17 protein-coding genes are annotated in these 20,717 nt (G+C 67.1%); 12 read left to right on the plus strand and 5 right to left on the minus strand.

Going from position 1 to position 20,717, the window contains the following annotated elements; all coding sequences use genetic code 11:
• Window positions 1-73 precede the first annotated feature (73 nt).
• Window positions 74-955 carry a LysR family transcriptional regulator gene (locus M9978_RS18565; RefSeq protein WP_254295857.1) on the minus strand — a complete coding sequence of 294 codons (882 nt, stop codon included), beginning with the start codon at window positions 953-955 and terminating at the stop codon, window positions 74-76.
• Between the two features lie 92 nt (window positions 956-1,047).
• Between M9978_RS18565 and M9978_RS18570 the strand changes: the two genes are divergently transcribed.
• The 5 genes from M9978_RS18570 to mmsB are packed head-to-tail and all read left to right on the plus strand — an operon-like array spanning window position 1,048 to window position 6,430.
• On the plus strand, window positions 1,048-2,562 hold the full coding sequence (locus tag M9978_RS18570; RefSeq protein ID WP_254295859.1) for a CoA-acylating methylmalonate-semialdehyde dehydrogenase: 1,515 nt from the start codon (window positions 1,048-1,050) through the stop codon (window positions 2,560-2,562).
• A gap of 3 nt (window positions 2,563-2,565) precedes the next feature.
• Window positions 2,566-3,726 carry an acyl-CoA dehydrogenase family protein gene (locus M9978_RS18575; RefSeq protein WP_254295861.1) on the plus strand — a complete coding sequence of 387 codons (1,161 nt, stop codon included), beginning with the start codon at window positions 2,566-2,568 and terminating at the stop codon, window positions 3,724-3,726.
• Entirely contained in the window at window positions 3,723-4,766 is a 1,044-nt protein-coding gene (locus M9978_RS18580) for an enoyl-CoA hydratase/isomerase family protein (RefSeq protein ID WP_254295862.1), read from the plus strand. Before M9978_RS18575 ends, M9978_RS18580 begins: the two co-directional genes overlap by 4 nt.
• A gap of 8 nt (window positions 4,767-4,774) precedes the next feature.
• Window positions 4,775-5,548, plus strand: a complete 774-nt coding sequence (locus tag M9978_RS18585; protein WP_254295864.1) for an enoyl-CoA hydratase — start codon at window positions 4,775-4,777, stop codon at window positions 5,546-5,548.
• 3 nt (window positions 5,549-5,551) lie between these two features.
• Entirely contained in the window at window positions 5,552-6,430 is an 879-nt protein-coding gene (mmsB, locus tag M9978_RS18590) for a 3-hydroxyisobutyrate dehydrogenase (RefSeq protein WP_254295866.1), read from the plus strand.
• A gap of 3 nt (window positions 6,431-6,433) precedes the next feature.
• On the opposite strand, the gene M9978_RS18595 is transcribed toward mmsB, so the two are convergent.
• Window positions 6,434-8,062 (minus strand): alkaline phosphatase family protein, encoded by a 1,629-nt coding sequence (locus M9978_RS18595; protein WP_254295869.1) that lies wholly within the window; start codon window positions 8,060-8,062, stop codon window positions 6,434-6,436.
• 70 nt (window positions 8,063-8,132) lie between these two features.
• On the opposite strand from M9978_RS18595, the gene M9978_RS18600 reads away from it, so the two are divergent.
• The 5 genes from M9978_RS18600 (at window position 8,133) to M9978_RS18620 (ending at window position 14,684) form a co-directional block, all read left to right on the plus strand.
• Window positions 8,133-10,163: a protein-disulfide reductase DsbD family protein gene (locus M9978_RS18600; RefSeq protein ID WP_254295872.1), complete on the plus strand. Its 2,031-nt coding sequence runs from the start codon at window positions 8,133-8,135 to the stop codon at window positions 10,161-10,163.
• A gap of 22 nt (window positions 10,164-10,185) precedes the next feature.
• Window positions 10,186-10,794 (plus strand): redoxin domain-containing protein, encoded by a 609-nt coding sequence (locus M9978_RS18605; RefSeq protein ID WP_254295874.1) that lies wholly within the window; start codon window positions 10,186-10,188, stop codon window positions 10,792-10,794.
• A 651-nt stretch (window positions 10,795-11,445) separates the two neighbouring features.
• Entirely contained in the window at window positions 11,446-12,924 is a 1,479-nt protein-coding gene (locus tag M9978_RS18610) for a circularly permuted type 2 ATP-grasp protein (protein ID WP_254295876.1), read from the plus strand.
• A 5-nt stretch (window positions 12,925-12,929) separates the two neighbouring features.
• Complete coding sequence (locus M9978_RS18615) at window positions 12,930-13,865, plus strand: alpha-E domain-containing protein (RefSeq protein WP_254295944.1); 936 nt, start codon at window positions 12,930-12,932, stop codon at window positions 13,863-13,865.
• Window positions 13,866-13,874: 9 nt separating this feature from the next.
• Window positions 13,875-14,684 carry a transglutaminase family protein gene (locus M9978_RS18620; RefSeq protein ID WP_254295878.1) on the plus strand — a complete coding sequence of 270 codons (810 nt, stop codon included), beginning with the start codon at window positions 13,875-13,877 and terminating at the stop codon, window positions 14,682-14,684.
• On the opposite strand, the gene M9978_RS18625 is transcribed toward M9978_RS18620, so the two are convergent.
• Window positions 14,681-15,457: an arginyltransferase gene (locus tag M9978_RS18625; RefSeq protein WP_254295880.1), complete on the minus strand. Its 777-nt coding sequence runs from the start codon at window positions 15,455-15,457 to the stop codon at window positions 14,681-14,683. The genes M9978_RS18620 and M9978_RS18625 overlap by 4 nt on opposite strands.
• A gap of 260 nt (window positions 15,458-15,717) precedes the next feature.
• Window positions 15,718-16,962: a threonine ammonia-lyase gene (locus M9978_RS18630; RefSeq protein ID WP_254295882.1), complete on the minus strand. Its 1,245-nt coding sequence runs from the start codon at window positions 16,960-16,962 to the stop codon at window positions 15,718-15,720.
• A 96-nt stretch (window positions 16,963-17,058) separates the two neighbouring features.
• On the opposite strand from M9978_RS18630, the gene M9978_RS18635 reads away from it, so the two are divergent.
• Both M9978_RS18635 and M9978_RS18640 read left to right on the plus strand, forming a co-directional pair.
• Window positions 17,059-18,741: an amidohydrolase gene (locus M9978_RS18635; protein WP_254295884.1), complete on the plus strand. Its 1,683-nt coding sequence runs from the start codon at window positions 17,059-17,061 to the stop codon at window positions 18,739-18,741.
• Window positions 18,742-19,310: 569 nt separating this feature from the next.
• A complete protein-coding gene (locus M9978_RS18640) occupies window positions 19,311-19,676 on the plus strand; it encodes a DUF7668 domain-containing protein (protein ID WP_254295886.1) in 366 nt (121 codons plus the stop codon).
• A gap of 135 nt (window positions 19,677-19,811) precedes the next feature.
• Here the strand turns inward: M9978_RS18640 and ctrA are convergent, their stop codons facing one another.
• On the minus strand, window positions 19,812-20,519 hold the full coding sequence (gene ctrA / locus M9978_RS18645) for a response regulator transcription factor CtrA (RefSeq protein ID WP_254295888.1): 708 nt from the start codon (window positions 20,517-20,519) through the stop codon (window positions 19,812-19,814).
• Window positions 20,520-20,717 lie beyond the last annotated feature (198 nt).

Here is a 20,717-nt window from a genome sequence, read left to right on the forward strand (position 1 = left end):
ACTAGGGCCATGAGGGTAAACGCGCCGTTATCCGGGCGTGACGCTTTGATGACAAAGCGCGGTTTTTTGCCTGTTACGCGCCTTCCAGCTCGGCCCGGTGGCGTGAGGCGAGGCGGGTGAGCCAATCGACGAACGCGGCGACCTGCGCGAAGTGGCGCGTTTCCTCGTGCGTCACCAGCCAGAAGGCGCGGCGCAGCACGATCTCGGGCAGCAACCGGATCAGCTGCGAGCTCGAATCGCCGATGAAGCAGGGCAGCACCGCGACGCCCGCGCCATAGGTCGCCATGCGAAACTGCGCGTTGATGCTCGACGATCGAAGCTGCGGCTCGGGCGCGCCGGGGATCTCGTCGAGATAGCGCAGCTCGGGCGCGTAGAGGATGTCGGGGACATAGCCGATCAGCCGGTGCTGGCCGAGGTCGGCGGCGCTGGCGAGCGGCGGGGCCGCCTTGAGATACTCGCGCGAGGCGTAGAGCCGCAGCCCATAGTCCGCGAGCTTGCGCGTGATCAGCGGCCCGCGCCGCGGCCGCGCGAGCAGCACCGCGACATCGGTCTCGCGCCGCGAGGGGCTGAGGAAACCGCTTGACGCGACCAGATCGACGGCGAGGCCGGGATGCGCGTCGGCCAGCGTGCCGAGATGGCGGCTGACGAACCAGGTGCCGAAGCCTTCCGACACGCTCACCCGGATCGTCCCGCGCACCGGCCCGCCGGGGTCGCGGCGCCCGATCGCAGCGGCGGCGCGCTCCATCTCGCGCGCATGGGTCAGCAGCCGCTCGCCCGCGGGGGTCAGCGACTGGCCGTCCGGACCTTGCTCGAACAATCGCTCGCCGACCGATTTCTCCAGCCGGCGCAGGCGGCGCCCCGCGGTGGTCGCGTCGATCGCAAGCATATCCGCGGCCTTCGCCAGCTGTCCGGTGCGCGCGATGGCGAGAAAGATGGGCAAGTCGCTCCACTCCATCGCCTGCAAATATGCAGGTTGTGGCTGCATGTCGATGGGTTGCCGCGCCGGAGGGTGGGGTGCAGACAGCGCCGCAACACAGGAGAGAGATGATGGCGACCGCGGTTCGCGAGATTTCACACTTCATCGGCAATGCCGCGACGGCCGGCACCGGCACGCGCCGCTCGGACGTGTTCGATCCCAACACGGGCAAGGTGCAGGCGCAGGTGACGCTCGGCGCGCAGGCCGATCTCGACGCGGCGATGGCGCTCGCGGTCAAGGCGCAGATCGGCTGGGCGGCGACCAACCCGCAGCGCCGCGCACGCGTCATGTTCAACTTCAAGGCGCTGATCGAGAAGCACATGGACGAGCTGGCGCATCTGCTCAGCTCCGAACATGGCAAGGTAATCGCGGACTCGAAGGGCGACATCCAGCGCGGGCTCGAAGTAATCGAGTTCGCCTGCGGCATCCCGCATGTGCTCAAGGGCGAGTACACCCAGGGCGCGGGGCCGGGGATCGACGTCTATTCGATGCGTCAGCCGCTTGGCGTGGTCGCCGGGATCACCCCGTTCAACTTCCCGGCGATGATCCCGATGTGGATGTTCGGCATCGCCATCGCGGTCGGCAACGCCTTCATCCTCAAGCCGAGCGAGCGCGATCCGTCGGTGCCCGTCCGCCTCGCCGAACTGATGCTCGAAGCCGGGCTGCCCGAAGGCGTGCTGCAGGTCGTGCAGGGCGACAAGGAGATGGTCGACGCGATCCTCGACCATCCGGAGATCAAGGCGGTGAGCTTCGTCGGCTCGTCCGACATCGCGCATTATGTCTATCGCCGCGGCGTCGAGGCGGGCAAGCGCGTGCAGGCGATGGGCGGGGCCAAGAACCATGGCATCGTCATGCCCGATGCCGACCTCGATCAGGTCGTCAACGACCTCGCCGGCGCTGCGTTCGGCTCGGCGGGCGAGCGCTGCATGGCGCTGCCGGTGGTCGTGCCGGTCGGCGAGAAGACCGCGATTGCGCTGCGCGAAAAGCTGATCCCGGCGATCGATGCGCTGCGCGTCGGCGTCTCGACCGACAATGACGCGCATTACGGCCCGGTCGTCACCGCCGCGCACAAGGCCAAGATCGAAAGCTATATCCAGATGGGCGTCGACGAGGGCGCCGAGCTGGTGGTCGACGGCCGCGGCTTCAGCTTGCAGGGGCATGAGGACGGCTTCTTCGTCGGCCCGACGCTGTTCGACCGCGTGACGCCGCAGATGCGCTCCTACCAGGAGGAAATCTTCGGCCCGGTGCTCCAGATGGTCCGCGCCGACGGCTTCGAGGATGCGCTCAAGCTCGCCAGCGACCACCAGTACGGCAACGGCGTCGCGATCTTCACCCGCAACGGCCACGCCGCGCGCGAGTTCGCGGCGCGCGTCAATGTCGGCATGGTCGGCATCAACGTGCCGATCCCGGTGCCGGTTGCCTATCACAGCTTTGGCGGGTGGAAGCGCAGCGCTTTCGGCGACACCAACCAGCACGGCATGGAGGGGGTGAAGTTCTTCACCAAGGTGAAGACGATCACCCAGCGCTGGCCCGATGGCGGCGTAGGCGACGCCGCCAACGCGTTCGTCATTCCGACGATGGGGTAATCGATGACCGACCAGTTCGACCTGACCGAGGACCAGCGCGCCATTCAGGACATGGCGCGCAAATTCACCGCCGACGCGATCACGCCGCACGCCGCCGAGTGGGACGAGCAGCACCACTTCCCGCGCGACACGGTGAAGGCCGCCGCCGAGCTCGGCTTCGGTGCGATCTACGTCTCCGGGGAATCGGGCGGGATCGGCCTTGGCCGCCTTGAATCCGCGCTGATCATGGAGGCCATGGCCTATGGCTGCGTGCCGACCAGCGCGTTCATCTCGATCCACAACATGGCGAGCTGGATGATCGACCGGTTCGGCGGGCAGACGGTGAAGGACAAATACCTTCCCTCGCTGATCTCGATGGACCTGATCGCCAGCTATTGCCTGACCGAGCCCTCGTCCGGCTCCGATGCGGCGGCGCTCAAGACCCGCGCGGTTCGGGACGGCGACCATTATGTCGTCAACGGCTCGAAGCAGTTCATCTCGGGCGCGGGCGTCAACGACATCTATGTGACGATGGTCCGCACCGGCCCAAATACCCCCGAGGGCAACGGGCCGAAGGGGATCACCTGCATGGTGATCGAAAAGGACATGCCCGGCGTCAGCTTCGGCGCGAAGGAGCGCAAGCTCGGCTGGAACGCCAGCCCGACCGCGGGCGTGACGTTCGAAAATGTCCGTGTGCCGGTCGAGAATATCGTCGGCGGCGAGGGCGAGGGCTTCCGCATCGCGATGATGGGGCTGGACGGCGGGCGGCTCAACATCGGTGCGACCTCGCTCGGCGGTGCGCAGCGTTGCCTCGACGAGGCGGTGAAGTACACCAAGGAGCGCCAGCAGTTCGGCAAGGCGATCGCCGATTTCCAGAACACGCAGTTCACGCTCGCCGACATGGCGACCGAGCTGGAGGCCGCCCGCGCGCTGCTCTATCTCGCTGCCGCCAAGGTCAGCGCCAACGCGCCCGACAAGACCAAGTTCGCCGCGATGGCCAAGCGTTTCGCCACCGACACCGGCTCGTCGGTGGTCGATCGCGCGCTCCAGCTGCACGGCGGCTATGGCTATCTCAAGGACTATCCGATCGAGCGTTTCTGGCGCGACCTGCGCGTCAATTCGATCCTGGAGGGGACCAATCAGGTGATGCGGATGATCGTCGGGCGGGAACTGACGCGGCAATGACCGATGACGTGCTGATCTCCGTGGAGGGTAGGGTCGGTCGTATCCGGCTCAACCGCCCGAAAGCAATCCACGCGCTCAACACCGGCATGTGCGCCGCCGCGCTCGATGCGCTGAACGCCTGGCGCAGCGACCCGGCGGTCGAGGTGGTAATGATCGACCACGCTGAGGGACGCGGCTTCTGTGCCGGTGGCGACATCCGCATGGCCGCCGAAAGCGGGGCGGGCGATGGCAGCGCAGCGCGCGACTTCTTCCGCGTCGAATACCGCATGAACCACGCGCTGTTCACCTATGCCAAGCCGATCGTGGCGTTCATGGACGGCATCACGATGGGCGGTGGCGTCGGGATTTCGCAGCCGGCGAAATATCGAGTGGCGACGGAGAACACGAAGTTCGCCATGCCGGAGACCGGGATCGGGCTGTTCCCCGATGTCGGCGGCGGCTGGTATCTGTCGCGGCTGCCGGGGCGGATCGGCCAGTATCTCGCGGTGACCGGACACCGGATCGACGGCGCCGAGTGCGTCGCGCTGGGGCTGGCGAGCCATTACCTGCCGTTCGACAGGCTGGACGAGGCCAAGGCGCGCATCACCGCCGATCCGCAGGGTATCGAGGCAGTGCTGAACGAACTGTCGGCCCCGGCCCCCGATGCCCGCATCCTCGCGCATCGCGGTGCGATCGACCGGCTGTTCGCGTCGGACAGGCTCGAGGATATCATCGTCGCGCTCGAGGCCGATGGCGGCGACTGGGCGGCGCAGCAGCTCGCCACGATCCGCACCAAATCGCCGCAGGCGATGAAAGTCAGCCTCAAACTCCTCCTCGACGGCGCGACGATGCCGACCTTCGAGGACGAGATGCGGCAGGAGTTCGCGGTCGCCGCCCATGTCGTCCAGCGCCACGACTTCGTCGAAGGCGTGCGCGCGCTGATCGTCGACAAGGACAATGCGCCGCGCTGGGACCCGGCGACGCCCGCGGATGTCAGCGATCACTTGATCGACCAGATTTTCGCGCCATTGCCGGACGATCAGGCGTGGTCGCCAGCATAGGAGAAGACATGAGCTACGAAACCATCCTCGTCGAACAGCGCGGCGCCGTGACGCTGGTGACGCTCAACCGCCCGCAGGCTCTTAACGCGCTCAACAGCGCGGTGCTGGCCGACCTGCTCGACGCCTTCGCCAAATTCGACGCCGACGCCTCGCAGGGCTGCGCGGTGCTGACCGGCGGCGAAAAGGCGTTCGCAGCGGGCGCGGACATCAAGGAGATGTCGTCGCAGGGCTTTGCCGACATGTACGGCAGCAATTTCTTCGCCGGCTGGGAAGGCTTCACCCGCACGCGCAAGCCGGTGATCGCGGCGGTCGCGGGCTTCGCGCTCGGCGGCGGGTGCGAGCTGGCGATGATGTGCGACTTCATCCTCGCCGCCGACACCGCCAAGTTCGGCCAGCCCGAGGTCAAGTTGGCGGTCGCGCCGGGCATGGGCGGCTCGCAGCGGCTGGCGCGCGCGGTCGGCAAGGCCAAGGCGATGGACATGTGTCTCACCGGTCGCATGATGGGCGCGGAAGAGGCCGAACGTGCCGGCCTCGTCAGCCGCATCGTTCCCGCCGCCGATCTGGTCGAGGAAGCGGTCAAGACCGCCGCGACCATCGCGGGCATGGCGCCGCTGTCGGTGCTGGCGAACAAGGAGCTGGTCAACGCCGCGTTCGAGACGACGCTGGCGCAGGGCGTGCAGTTTGAGCGGCGGCTGTTCCACGGCCTGTTCGGCACCGCCGATCAGAAGGAAGGCATGGCCGCGTTCGTTGAGAAGCGGCCCGGCAACTGGACGGGGAAATAAGGCATGGCACGCGTTGGTTTCATCGGGCTCGGCAATATGGGCGGCGGCATGGCCGCGAACCTTGCCAAGGCGGGGCATGACGTCCGCGCCTTCGACCTCTCCGCCGAGGCGCTGGAGCGCGCCAGGGCGGCGGGCTGCCTGCCCGTCGAGAGCGCCGCCGCCGCTGCGGAGGGCGCCGAAGCGGTGATCACGATGCTGCCCGCCGGCAAGCATGTCGCGCAGGTCTATGAGGACAGCGTGTTCGGCGCGGCGGATACCGGCGCGATCCTGATCGACTGCTCGACGATCGACGTCGATACCGCGCGCCGTGTCGCCGATGCGGCAATCGCCAAGGGGCTGGCGGCGGTCGATGCGCCGGTGTCCGGCGGGATCGCGGCCGCAAGCGCCGGCACGCTCACCTTCATGGTCGGCGGCGACGATGCCGCGTTCGCGCGCGCCGAACCCTTCCTGTCGGCGATGGGCAAGGCGGTGATCCATGCCGGCGCCAATGGCGCGGGCCAGGCGGCGAAGATCTGCAACAACATGCTGCTCGGCGCGACGATGGTCGCCACCTGCGAAGCGATGCTGCTGGCGAAGAAGCTGGGGCTCGATCCGCAGACCTTCTACGACATCGCCTCGGTGTCATCCGGCTCGTGCTGGTCGCTCAACACCTACGCCCCGCTCCCCGGCGTCGGGCCGCAGACGCCTGCCGACAATGGCTATCAGGGCGGCTTCGCGGCGGGCCTGATGCTCAAGGACCTCAAGCTCGCGATGGAAGCCGCCGCGAGCGCTGACGCCAACACCCCGATGGGTGCGCGCGCGGCGGAACTCTACACGCAGTTCGCCGATGCCGGGAATGCCGGGGTCGATTTCTCGGGCATCATCCGGATGCTCGACGAATGAGCCTTACGGGGCGGGGCAGGTCGTGCCCGGCCCGGCGTCCAGGTCGAGGCAGCGGCCATCGATCTCGTCCGCCGGCACCTTGAGCCCGATCGTCGCGGCGAGCGTCGGCAGGATATCGACCGTCTCGACCGACATCGGCTGCTCGAACCCCGTCAGCCCCTTGCGCCAGAACAGGATCGGCACGCGCCGGTCATAGTCCCAGAAGCTGCCGTGCGTGGCGGTGCTGCCCTTCGATCCGTCCGAAATCGGCGTGATCCGCGGCTTCAACGCCACCACGAAATCGCCCGAGCGCCCCTCGACATAGGAAGCGCGCGCGCGCTGGAGCAGCGTCCACGTCTCGGGCGGCCCCTTCGGGCCGGGCGTGGCGAGAATTTCCTCGCGGGTCAGCACCGCCTGCACCTGCCGGTGCGCCGCGAGCGCGCGCGCGATCTCCGTCATCGCCCGTTTGCGCTTGCCGCCGGTGACCTTGGGATCGACCCACATATCGCCGAAATTCCCGCCCCATAGCAGCTGGCCCGATATGCCGAGCTTGCGCGCGATCGGCTCGCCGATCTGCTTCGCGCTGAATCCGGCATCGACTCGTGCCGCTTCGGTGATGCCGTGCATGTTGTGCCGCTCGGGCAGGTCATGGCCGCCATGATCGGCGGTCAGCACCACCTGATAGTCGATGCCGGTCGCGTCGAGCGTCTCGAAGAACGTGCCGAGCGTGCGGTCGAGCGCGGCCATCTGCAGGCACATCTCGGTGCCCTCGGTGCCATAGGTGTGCCCGATATAGTCGCTGGCCGAGGCGCCGACGATCAGCAGGTCGGTCGCCGCACCTTCGCCGAGCTTCATCTCCGCGCGCATCTCCGCGGCGAGCGCGACGATCGCGGCGTCGAATTCGGGCGAGGCGCGGAACTTGCCGGTCTCCCCCGCGGCGCGCGCGAAGCGGCCGGTACCGACGGTCTTGCCCCCGCCGACCGGCACCGCGACGTCGCGCGAGCGGCAAAAGGCGGGCAGGTCGCGGGCGGGCTGAGCCTGCGCGATCCCCGCGGTGACGGCGGCGTTCGCGCGGGTGACGGCGCTGGGTTCGGCGCGACCGACATAGCTGACGAAGCCCTTGCCGCCCCACCACCACGCCTGATCGGGATTCTGCCCCGACATCATCACCGCCGCGCGGTCCTTGCCCGCGACCGCGACCACGCGCGTCGCAGGCGCGGCGGCTTTCATCCGCTCGCCCAGCGTGGGCACCTTCAGATGCCATGGCGAGACGGTGTAGCTGGACGAACTGCTGCCCGGCACGCGTTCGTCCTCGCTGCAATAGACGGTCTTGTCCGCCCGCGCGGTCTTCAGATCGACCCAGTCATTGGCGATGATCCCGCTGCGCGCGGGGCGGCTGCCGGTGAGGATGGTCGAGTGGCCGGGACAAGTCTCGGTCGCGGCATGGCTCTGATAACCCGAAGGAAACACCACCCCATTGGCCAGCCGCGCGAGCCCGCCGGTGAAGTGCTGGCGATATTCCGCGAACACGTCGGCCGAGAACTGATCGACCGCGATCGCGACGATCAGCCGCGGCGGTTTCGCCGGTGGCGCCGCTTCCTGCGCAAGAGCGGGGGCGGCGAGCAGCAAGGCGGCGGCGAACGGGCGAAACATCTTCCCTCCGGATGGCTAAAACGGCCGCGCCCGCTATGTTCGATCCATTCCGGCCCGGCAAGGATGCCCAATGCGCAGATTCGGTTTCGCGTTCGTGACATGGTTGATTTGCCTGATCGCCGCCTTGGCCCCGGCACAGGCGCAACAGGCCGGGCAGGACAATCTCACCGTCGAACTGGTCGCCGAGACCGACAATCCCGCACCGGGCAGCGAAGTCACGCTCGCCTTTGCCGCGACCCCCGATCCCGGCTGGCACGGATACTGGAAGAATCCGGGCGATGCAGGGCTGGAAACGCGGCTCGACTGGAAGCTGCCGCAGGGCGTGACCGCGGGCGAGCTGCGCTACCCGGTGCCGACGCGGCTGATGATCGCGGGCATCATGAACTATGTCTACAAGGGCAGCTTCACCCAGTTCGCGACGCTCAGGATCCCCGCGGGCCTCGAGCCGGGCAGCGCGCTGCCGATCGCGGTGCGCGCCGATTACCTCGTCTGCACCGACGAAGTGTGCGTGCCCGAGACCGAGAACCTGTCGATCACGCTGACCGTCGGCGACGGCGCGATTCGCCCCGAGCGGCGCGCGCGCTTCGACGGCTGGCGGCGGGCCTTCCCGCGGCCGCTGGGCAGTGAGGGCAAGTTCGCCATCGCCGACGGGGTGGCGCGCATCGCGATCCCGTATCCGGCGAACGCCCCGCTGACCGGTGACGCCTATTTCTACCCGCTGACTCAGCTCGCGCTGACCTACAATGCGCCCCAAAAGCTCACGCGCGACGGCGACACGCTGGTGATCGAGACCAAGGCGACGGGATCGGTCGCCAAGCTCGAGGGCGTGCTGGCGCCGGGTAACGGTCAGGGCTTTGCGCTCACCGCCATGCCGGGCGCGGTCGGCGCCGCAACCCCGGCGGGCATCGACTGGCAGGCGGCACTTGTCGCACTCGGCGGCGCGCTGCTCGGCGGGCTGATCCTCAACATCATGCCGTGCGTCTTCCCGATCCTCAGCCTCAAGGCGCTGAGCCTCGCCAAGAGCGGCACCAGCGAGGGCCATGCCCGCGCCGAGGCGCTGGCCTATACCGCCGGCGTCGTGCTGGTCGTGCTGGCGCTCGGTGGCGCGATGCTCGGGCTGCGCGCCGCCGGGGCGAGCGTCGGCTGGGCGTTCCAGCTCACCGATGCGCGCGTGATCCTGTTCCTGCTGCTGCTGGTGCTTGGCATCGCGCTGAACCTCGCAGGCCTGTTCGAGCTGATGACGCCCAAATTTGCGGGCAAGCTTGCCGGTGGCGGTTCGGGCGGCGCGTTCATGGCCGGTGCGCTGGCGGCGTTCATCGCCACGCCCTGCACCGGTCCGTTCATGGGCGCAGCATTGGGCGCAGCATTGGTGCTGCCCTGGTATGTCGCGCTGGTGATCTTTCTCGGGCTGGGGCTGGGACTGGCATTGCCCTTCCTGCTGCTCGGCTTCGTCCCCGCGCTGCGGCGCGCGTTGCCCAGGCCGGGCGCGTGGATGGACATTTTCCGCAAGATCCTGTCGGTGCCGATGTTCCTCACCGCGATCGCGCTCGCCTGGGTGCTGGGCGGGCTCAAGGGCGTTAACGGCATGGCGATCGGGCTCCTTGTTGCGCTCGGCCTCGCAGTGGTGCTGTGGGCGCTTGGGCGGCGGCAGATGCGCGGCGCGGGCAATGGCGTGGCGTGGCTCGCCGCCGCGCTGGTGACCGCGGCCGGGATCTGGGCGGTCGCGGCGGTCGAAAAGCCCGCCACCGCCGCGCAGACCAAGGGCGCAGCCGAGCCGTTCAGCGAGGCGCGGCTGGCGGCCTTGCAGGCCGAGGGCAGGCCCGTCTTCGCCTATTTCACCGCCGACTGGTGCGTGACCTGCAAGGTCAACGAAAAGACCGCGATCGAGACCGCGGCGGTCGCGCAGGCGTTCGAAAAGGCCGAGGTCGCGGTGCTGGTCGGCGACTGGACCGATGGCGATCCGGCGCTGGGCCGGTTCATCGAACGCCACAACCGCGCGGGCGTGCCGCTTTATCTGTGGTATCCCAAAGGGGTAAGCGAACCGAAGGTCTTGCCTCAGGTGCTGACGCAAGGCATGTTGACTGCGCTTCCGGGGGGATGACGCGAACCAGGAGAGGGCTTCGATGACCAAGTTCATTCCAGTTGCCGCTGTGCTCGCCTTCGCGCTCGCTGCGCCGGGCGCCGCCGAGCAGACCAACGGCCAGGCCGCGACCGACTTCAAACTGACCGACGCCAGCGGCAAGAATGTCCAGCTCAGCGACTATCGCGGCAAGACCGTGGTGCTCGAATGGAACAACCCCGGCTGCCCCTTCGTGCAACGCCACTATGACAGCGGCAACATGCAGAAGACCCAGGCCGCGGCAAAGGCCGGCGGTGCGGTGTGGCTGACGATCAATTCGAGCGCGCCGGGCAAGCAGGGCCATATGGACGCCGCTGGCGCGCGCCAGTTCGTTGCGGCCAAGAAGGCCGCGCCGGCGCATTATCTGCTCGATCCCAAGGGCGTGGTGGGCAAGGGCTATGCTGCCAAGACGACCCCGCACATCTACATCATCGATGCGAGCGGCGTGCTGCGCTATCAGGGCGCCATCGACGACAAGCCGGCCGCGCGCGTCGAGGAGATGCCGGCCGCCCGGAACCACGCGCTGGCAGCATTGAACGAGATCAAGGCCGGCAAGGCCGTGTCGGTGGCACAGACCCAGCCCTATGGCTGTTCGGTCAAATACGCCGATTGAGGTTCCTTCCCTGTTATAGGGGGCAGGGAAGGGCGAAGGCCGGGGGAAACCCCGGCCTTTTTTTTGAGGAAGAGGCCGCCTGCAATTGCCCTTCTGGCAGGCGACGATCAGCGCCGCAGTCATCACTTCGTCACCCCGGCCTTGTGCCGGGGTCCACCGTGCCGCGAGGGGGCTACAGACTCTTGTCCGTCATTCGTCTCTCCGTGGACGCCGGCACGAGGCCGGGGTGACGGCGGTCAGGACGCGATTCTCTCCCGCCCGTGCCACGCGATTGTTGGATACTTGTTGGACACGCCGTGCTTCACTGGCTCGATGTGCAACGCCGCCTTTTTTCCAACCGCCGCGCCAGCCGCGCGTCGCGAACCCGTCGCCCGGGCGTCGCGTCGCGTCGCAAAGCTGTCCGCTGTCGGCGCTTTACCGTCGCGTGAGTGTCGCGTCGGTGTCGCGCCAGCGTCGTCGTGTTGTCGCGTGGATGTCGCGTCGGTGGCGCGTCGCGGTCGCATCCTGTCGCGATCCGGGCGCTTCGCCGTCGCTTCGTCCCGAAAGCCCCGTGAAACTGTCAACTTCGTCAACTTCGCACCCCCTTGTGCAACGCAGCAAAGCGTTGCAGCATGGAACCCGCCGGTCGTGTCCGGCATTCAAGGGGGCTGAATGGGGACAGGCCGCGCGTTCGATGAAATCTGGGGGCACGGCGGGCCGGAACGCCCGCGTCCGGAATTCGCCGCGCTGTCGCAATGGGTCGCGGAAACCCCGCAATCCGAACTCCACCGGCGACAGCAATCCGCCGAAGCGACCTTCCGCCAGCTCGGCATCACCTTTGCCGTCTATGGCGACAGCGACGCGAGCGAACGCATCATCCCGTTCGACATCGTGCCGCGCATTTTCCTGCACGACGAATGGACGCGGCTGTCACAGGGGCTGATTCAGCGGGTCGAGGCGATCAACGCGTTTCTCGAGGACATTTACGGTGAGCGCCGCATCCTCAAGGAAGGCGTGGTCCCGGCCGAGCTGATCCTCAACAACCCGCAATTCCGGCCCGAAGTCGCCGGCATCCGCCCGCCGCACGGCATCTGGGCGCATATCTGCGGCATCGACCTCGTCCGCACCGGCCCCGACGAATTCTGGGTGCTGGAGGACAATGCCCGCACGCCGTCGGGCGTGTCGTACATGCTCGAAAACCGCGAGGCGATGATCCGGCTGTGCCCCGAGCTGTTCCGCAGCTTCCGCGTCGCCGCGGTCGACAGCTACAGCGACATGCTGCGCGAAACGATGCGCTCGGTCGCGCCCGATGCGCGCGGCGGCCAGCCGGTCTGCGTCGTGCTGACGCCGGGCCATTTCAACTCGGCCTATTACGAGCACAGCTTCCTCGCCGACACGATGGGGATCGAGCTGGTCGAGCCGGCCGACCTGATCGTCGATGACGATGTCGTCTATATGCAGACCATCGCCGGACGGGTGAAGGTCGACGTCATCTACCGACGGATCGACGACGATTTCCTCGATCCTTTGGTGTTTCGCGCCGACTCGCTGCTCGGCGTGCCGGGGATCATCGCGGCCTATCGCGCCGGCAATGTCGCGCTGATCAACGCGCCGGGCAACGGCATCGCCGACGACAAGGCGATCTACAGCTACATGCCCGAGATCGTGAAATTCTATTCGGGCAGCGAGGCCAGGCTGCCCAATGTCGAGACCTGGCGCTGCCGCGAGCCCGATGCGCTGAAATATGTGCTCGATCATCTGGACGAGGTGGTGGTGAAGCTGGTCGATGGCTCGGGCGGTTACGGCATGCTGGTCGGCCCGACCGCGAGCAAGGCCGAGATCGAGGACTTCCGCCGCGCGCTGGTCGCCGAACCGCACCGCTATATCGCCCAGCCGACACTGGCGCTCTCGACCGTACCGACGGTGGTCGAGGCGGGCCTCGCGCCGCGCCATGTCGACTTCCGGCCGTTCGTGCTGACCGGCGCCGATGGGGTGAAGGTGGTGCCGGGCGGGTTGACGCGGGTGGCGCTCAAGGAAGGCTCGCTGGTGGTCAATTCCAGCCAGGGCGGCGGCACCAAGGACAGCTTCGTGCTGCTGCCCGAGAACGCGCCGGCAGAAGCGGTCCAGACTCAGACGCAGGTGCAGGGCTGATGCGGATGCTCTCGCGCACCGCGTCGGCGCTTTACTGGCTCGGCCGCTATGTCGAGCGGGCCGATTTCACCGCCCGGCTGGTCGAGGCGACGGTGCGGCTCGATGCGCTGTCGGCCAAGCCGGCGGGCGAGGCAGCATGGGCCAGCGCGCTCAGCGTGACCTATAACGACAAGGCGTTCGCCGCCACCGGCCAGTCGATCAGCCAGCAGCCGGTGGCCCGCTTCCTGACGCTCGACATGACGCATCCCGGTTCGATCGTCCGTTACATCGAGCATGCCCGCAACAACGCCCGCGCAGTGCGCACCGCGCTGACGCGCGAGGCGTGGACCGCGATCAACCGGCTGTGGTTGCTGTTCGCGCACCGCTCCAGCCCCGGCGGCGCGGCCTCGACGCTCAATCTGGTCGAAGGCGTGATGGCCGAGGCGCGCGGCTTCGAGGGCGCGATCCACCGCATGATGCGCAACGAGGCGACGCTGCTGATCCAGCTCGGCGCCGCGATCGAGCGCGCCGACAACACCGCGCGGCTGCTCGACGTCAAATATCACCTGCTGCTGCCCGAAGGCGAGCAGGTCGGCGGCGTGGTCGACCGTGACCAGTGGACCACGATCCTGCAGACCGTCTCGGCGGTCACCGCCTATCGCTGGCTCTATAGCGAGGGGCTGAAACCGGCGAACGTCATCGACTTGCTGATCTGCCATGCCGAGCTGCCGCGCAGCCTGGCGGCGTGCGTCGAGGAGGTGGTCGAGCAATTGAATGCGCTCGCCAAGCGCACCGGCCTGCAGGGCGAGGCGGACCGCATGGCGCGCGCGCGGATCGCACGGATGCAGAAGACGCGCAGCCACGAGGTGATCGTCAGCGGGCTGCACGAATATCTCAAGGCCTTCATCCACGAGAATGCGATGCTCGACGCGGCGATTGCCCGGCAGTTCCGGTTTATCTAAGGCGCGCAGATGCGCATCGCGGTCGAACACCTGACTCAATATCGCTTCAGCGAGCCGCAGTCGCGGCTGGTGCAGATGCTGCGGCTGACGCCGGGCGACACGCTGGACCAGACCGTGCTGACCTGGCGCGTCGATATCGACTGCGACGTGCGGCTGCGCGATACGGTCGACGGCTTCGGCAACAAGGTGACGATGCTCTATGCCGAGGGGCCGATCGAGGACATCGCGATCATCGTCGCCGGGCAGGTGCTGACCACCGAATCGAACGGCGTCGTGCGCGGTAGCCACGAGCCGCTGCCCGAAGGCCTGTTCCTGCGAACCACCCCGCGGACCCTGAGCAACGAGGCGCTGACCGCCTTTGCGCGCGACTCGTTCGGCAACGGAACCGACACGCTCGACCAGCTGCACCGCTGGAACGCGGCGCTGGCGAAGCGTTTCCCCGGCGTGCCGGACTTGCCCGATGGCGGGCTGTCCGCAGCCGAGGTGTTCGCCGCGCCCGAGCCGAGTTCGCGCGATCTGGCGCATATCTACATCGCCGGCGCGCGCGCGCTCGACGTCCCCGCGCGCTACGTCTCGGGCTATCGCCAGCATGAGGGCGGCGAGAGCGCGCCGCATGGCTGGGCCGAGGCGTGGGTCGACGGTCTCGGCTGGGTCGGCTTCGATCCCTCGGCGGGGATCAGTCCCGACGAAGGCTATGTCCGCGTGGCGGTGGGGCTCGACGCGCCGGGCGCGGCGACGATCGCCGGTTCACGGCTGGGACAGGGCAAGGAAGAGATGGCGGTCGACCTGCATGTCGACCGGCTGGGCAGCGACGCTTAGGCCAGCTCGCGCACCGGCATCGGCGCCATGATCGTCGGCTGCTCATTGTCCGCCAGCCGCGACCAGCCATTGGGGCCGAGCACTTCCATCGGCCGATAGCGGGTCTTGTACTGCATTCGCTCGCTGCCCTTCACCCAATAGCCGAGATAGACATAGGGCAGGCCGGCATTCCGGGCGCGGATGATGTGATCCATGATGATCAGATTGCCGAGGCCCTGGCGTTCGGGATGATCGGCGGCGAAATAGCTGTAGATCATCGACAGGCCGTCGGCCTGCTGGTCGGTGATGCACGCCCCGACCAGTTCACCGCCCAGCGCCGCCGGTTCGCGATATTCGATGACATAGGTGCCGACCGGCGACTGTTCGACCATGTCGGCATAGTCGGTCTCGTCCATCTGCGTCATGCCGCCGCCGGGATGCCGCGACGAGAGATAGCGGCGGAGCAGATCGAACTGCTCGTCGGTCGCCCAGGGGCGGCAGGCAGTGACTTCGAGGTCGGCGTGGCGCCGGATCAGCTTGCGTTGGGTGGCATTTGGCTGGAACTCGTCGGTGACGACGCGGACCGAAAGGCAGGCGTTGCAGCCGACGCAGCTCGGACGATAGGCGACCGATTGACTGCGTCGAAAACCGATGCGGCCGAGCGCGTCGTTGAGTTCGCCCGCATGCGGCCCCGTCAGCTCGGTAAAGATCTTCCGTTCCTGCCGGCCCGGCAGATACGGGCATGGCGACGGGCTGGTCACGAAAAACCGTGGAAACCGCGTGAGTGCCGTCACCCGCTCTAACCCCTACCCGCCCAAAAAACGCTTCGTAATCGGGGGCATTATGGAGCGAGGCAATCGTGATGAAAAGGCGATTCACCATCAAAATGGGTTAACGCTTAACTTACGATCCCCGCGCGTTTCGTCCCCCGGATCGAACGTGTCGGCGCGGTTATAACGGAGCGGTGAATCGGTAGGAAAGGGCGGCGCGACTCGGTTCGGCGCGCGTGTGATTCGTTTCGTCCACAAGCTGTGGAAAACGTGGATAAGGAAGGTCAGGCCAGTTCGATCAGCCTGACCTCATACCCTTCCGCCTGAAGCGCCGCGTTCAGCCGTTCGAGATGCGCGCGGTCGCGCGTCTCGCATTCGACGTCGAGGCTGAGGCCCTTGGCCGGCAGGTTGGTGAAGATGCGCTGGTGCGAGAGTTCGAGGATGTTGACCGTCTGCTCCTGAAAGATGCGGGCGACCTGATAGAGCGCGCCGGGCCGGTCCTGCAGCCGGATGCGCAGACGGGCGAGCCGGCCCGAGCGGGCGAGATCCCGCAGCAGCACATTGGCGAGCAGCCGCGTGTCGATATTGCCGCCGGTCAGGATGATGCCGACGGTCTTGCCGCGGAACCGCTCGGGCGCGGTCATCAGCGCGGCGAGACCTGAAGCGCCGGCGCCCTCGACCACGGTCTTTTCGATCTGGAGGATCAGGCTGACCGATTCCTCGAGGCTGCGCTCGGTGACGAGCAGGATGTCATCGACCAGCGCCTCGACGATGCGCGAGGTGATGCTGCCGGGGTCGCGTACCGCGATGCCCTCGGCCAGCGTGTCGCCGCCGATCGGCTCGTGCTCGCCCTTGACGAGATTGTACATCGACGGGAACAGCTCGGCCTGCACGCCGATCACCTCGATCGGGTGACCCGCGGCCTTGGCCACCGTCGCCATGCCCGAGATCAGCCCGCCGCCGCCGATGGGCACGACCAAAGTGTCGATCTGCGGCGCATCGGCGAGCATTTCGAGCGCAACCGTGCCTTGTCCCGCGATGATGCGCGGATCATCGAACGGGTGGACGAAGGTATAGCCGTTCGACGCCTCGAGCTTGCGGGCATGGGCATAGGCTTCGTCGAAGCTCTCGCCTTCGAGGATCACCGAGGCCTTGTGCCCTTCGGTCTGCATGACCTTCACCGTCGGGGTCGGCTTGGGCATCACGATCGTGACCGGGATGCCGAGGCGGTGGCCGTGATAGGCGAGGCCCTGCGCATGGTTGCCCGCCGAGGCTGCGATCACGCCCTTGGCGCGTGCCGCGTCGTCGAGCTGAAGCAGCGTGTTGAGCGCGCCGCGCTCCTTGTACGCCGCGGTGAACTGGAGGTTCTCGAACTTGAGCCAGACATCGGCGCCGGTCAGGTCCGACAGCGTCTTGCTGTGCAGCGTCGGGGTGCGGACGACCGAACCCATAATCCGCTCCGCCGCCGTGTGAACGTCGGAGAGCGCGACCGGGAGGTCGTTCGGAGCGGGGACTGCCTGCGTTGCCATGGCGACCGCCTAGACCATCTGGCGCGGCGGGGGAACACCGCCTATTCGAATGGGCATTGAAGCGCAGCTTTCGCCGCGCCTTCGCGGAGAAACCCGTTGCGTCCTGTCGTTTCGCTTGCCCTGATTTCGCTGCTGCTCGCCAATCCCGCGCTCGCCGATGCGCTGGTCGACAATATCGACGGCATGACGCTGGACGAACGGGGCGAGGTGGTGCGCTTCACCGGCATCCTGATCGCACCGGACGGCAAGGTCGTGAAACTGCTCAAGCGCGGCGACAAGCGGCCGGAGAAGCTGGATTGGCGTGAAGACCTCAAGGGCCGCACGGTGATCCCCGGCATGGTCGATGCGCATGGCCACGTCATGGATCTGGGGTTCCGGGCGATGGCGCTCGACCTGTCGGCGACCACCTCGCTGGCGCAGGCGCAGGATGCGATCCGGCGCTATGCCGCCGAGAATAGTCAGCGGCCGTGGCTGGTCGGGGGCGGATGGAACCAGGAGGTCTGGGCACTCGGCCGCTTCCCGACCGCCGCCGAGCTGGATGCCGCGACCGGAGAGAAGCCCGCCTGGTTCGTGCGCGCCGACGGCCATGCCGGCTGGGCGAACAGCGCGGCGATGCGGATCGCCGGGATTACCGCCACGACCAAATCGCCCGCCGGTGGCCGCATCGAACTGGCGGCGGGCAAGCCGGGCGGGGTGTTCGTCGATGCGGCGATGGCGCTGATCGAGAAGTCGCTGCCCAAGCCGACGCCACGCGACCGCAACGCCGCCTTCATCAAGGCGCAGGACATTTTGCTGAGCCAGGGCGTGACCGCGTCCGCCGACATGGGAACGACGCTGGACGACTGGATGACCTATCGCCGGATGGGCGATCTCGGCATCCTGCGCATGCGCATCATGAGCTATTCCGCGGGGGTCGAGGTGGCGCTGCAGGTCGGCGGGAGCGGGCCGACGCCGTGGCTCTATGCCGACAAATTGCGGATGGGCGGGATCAAGCTTTATCTCGACGGAGCGCTGGGGTCGCGCGGGGCGTGGCTCAAGGCGCCCTACGCCGATGCGCCGGGGAACAGCGGCCAAGGAAATACTGGACTCCCGTTTCTGACCGATGCGCAGCTGCTTAACTCGATCGCGCGCGGGGCGATGGATAATTTCCAGATCGCGATGCACGCGATCGGCGACCGCGCCAACAAGCAGGCGCTGGATGCGATCGACGAGGTGTCGGACACCTATAATGGCGACCGGCGCTGGCGGATCGAGCATGCGCAGATCGTCGATCCGATCGATCTGCCGCGGTTCGGCAAGCATGGCATCATCGCCTCGATGCAGCCGGTGCATCAGACCAGCGACGCGAAGATGGCCGAGGCGCGGCTGGGGTCGGCGCGGCTGGGCGGCGCTTATGCGTGGAAGTCGATGCTGGGTAACAAGGCGCGGCTGGTATTCGGATCGGATTATCCGGTGGAGAGCCCCAATCCCTTCGCCGGATGGGCCGTGGCGTTCACCCGGCAGGACGCGCAGGGTCAGCCGTTCGGCGGTTGGCGGCCGGAGGAAGCGGTGAGCCGCGAGCAGGCGTGGCGAGCCTTCACGATCGACGCGGCGTTTGCCGGCTTCGGCGAGAAGCAGTTCGGGCATCTCGCACCGGGGATGCGGGCGGATTTCGTGGTGGTCGACCGCGATCCGCTGCTGGTCTCGCCCGCAGAGTTGCGGACGACGGTGGTGTTCGAGACGTGGGTCGGCGGCGAGCGGGTGTTCCGGCGCGGGCAGGGGGCTGCGCAGGGGCGCTGAGCGCCCGCGGTTGACGAAGTTGACAGTTTTGGCGGGTTGTCGGGCGGAAGCGACTGCGAGGCGACAGCTTTGCGCCGGGTTGGCGACGGGGAGGCGACAGTCACGCGACACCGGCGCGACAAGTGAGCGACGGTTACGCGACAGCGGCGCTACGGCGAGGCGACGGTAGGGCGACAGGGACGCTACTGGTTGGGGACGTCCGCGCGGATCAGGTGCGTATTGACGCTGGGTTGGGGGCTGCGGCTCCATCTACCAGTGTAGAACAGAGATTTTCCAACATTGGAAGGGTGTGGTGCGGCCGGTTGCGTGCTGCTGTGGATGTTCGTTCGACCCGCCAGGTCGGCGATGGTCAGCCGTCCAAGTTGCCCCAACCACCCGTCATCCCGGCCTTGTGCCGTGATCCAAGGCCCCTGAGGCAATGTCGATGGAGGCGATAGGGCCGCACCCGCCGCACCGTGGATCCCGGCACGAGGCCGGGATGACGAAGATAGGGAAAGGCCGCTTGCGAACCCATTGTTGATGTCCGCGCAATCAGGCACTTTCAGCGGAAGCCGACGGGGACATGAGAGATGCTTGCCAAGGACGATGCTGAGCATGCCGTGCCGTCCATGTTACATGGCATGTTGAGCAAAGTGGCGGATGCTTTCGCGGCGGGAGACTACCTCTTGCAGGATCACGCCATTGAGGGTGTGAAGCCAATCGATCCGACAACGGCAGGGTGGATTGCGAAGAGTATCGCCGCATACGGAGACAGTTTGACGGCGTTGCATCCATCTACATGGGACCGCTCGATATATCGATGGATGGACGGTTATTGGGATTTGCTCGTCGATCTAAGCACAACGCGTGAGCGAGTGAGCGACCTAACCCTGCACGCAAAGCTGCACGACACCGAGCCGCTGGCTCTAGAGATTGAGTCGGTGCACGTCCCCTAAGCGGCATTCGCAAGAAGTGCCGACGGTCGACTTGCCACCCCACAGTGCCGGACGCCTCACACCTTCGCCAAAAAATATGGCCGCGGCATCCTTGCGGACCCGCGGCCACACGCCCCCGCGTGGTAACTCGTTAGTTCAGGCGACTTCGGCGACCGGCGCCGCGGCCTCGTCGGGCTCGCGCAGCACATAGCCGCGGCCCCAGACGGTCTCGATGTAATTCTCGCCGTCGCACGCCATGCTGAGCTTCTTGCGCAGCTTGCAGATGAACACGTCGATGATCTTGAGCTCGGGCTCGTCCATGCCGCCATAGAGGTGGTTGAGGAACATTTCCTTGGTGAGCGTCGTGCCCTTGCGGAGCGAAAGCAGCTCCAGCATCGCATATTCCTTGCCGGTCAGATGGACGCGGGCGCCGTCGACCTCGACGGTCTTGGCGTCCAGGTTCACCGCCAGCTTGCCGGTCTTGATCACCGACTGCGAATGACCCTTCGAGCGGCGGACCACGGCATGGATGCGGGCGACCAGCTCCTCGCGGTGGAACGGCTTGGTGACATAGTCGTCGGCGCCGAAGCCGAACGAGCGCACCTTGCTGTCCATCTCGTTGATGCCCGACAGGATCAGCACCGGCGTCTGCACCCGGGCGACGCGCAGCTTCTTGAGCACGTCATAGCCGTGCATGTCGGGCAGGTTGAGGTCGAGCAGGATGATGTCGTAATCGTACAGCTTGCCCAGATCGAGGCCTTCCTCGCCCAGATCGGTCGTGTACACGTTGAAGCCCTCGGTCGTGAGCATGAGCTCGATCGCCTTGGCGGTCGTCGGCTCGTCTTCGATCAGCAGCACGCGCATCGCTGGTTCCCCTGTGGTTGCGCAGCCCCCTGTGACCCGCAACACGACTGATTCATTAACCTAAGCAGGTCTGAAGGCAAAAGGTTAATTTTGTGCTAACCGGCCTGACTCCACGAGTCGCGGGGAATCCCTCAGCGCTGTTTGCGGCGCGGCGTTGCGCCGCGGACACAGGTTTATGACCCATTCGTGACGCCGCGT

The organism is Sphingomonas tagetis, assembly GCF_024211275.1.
GTDB lineage: Bacteria > Pseudomonadota > Alphaproteobacteria > Sphingomonadales > Sphingomonadaceae > Sphingomonas > Sphingomonas tagetis.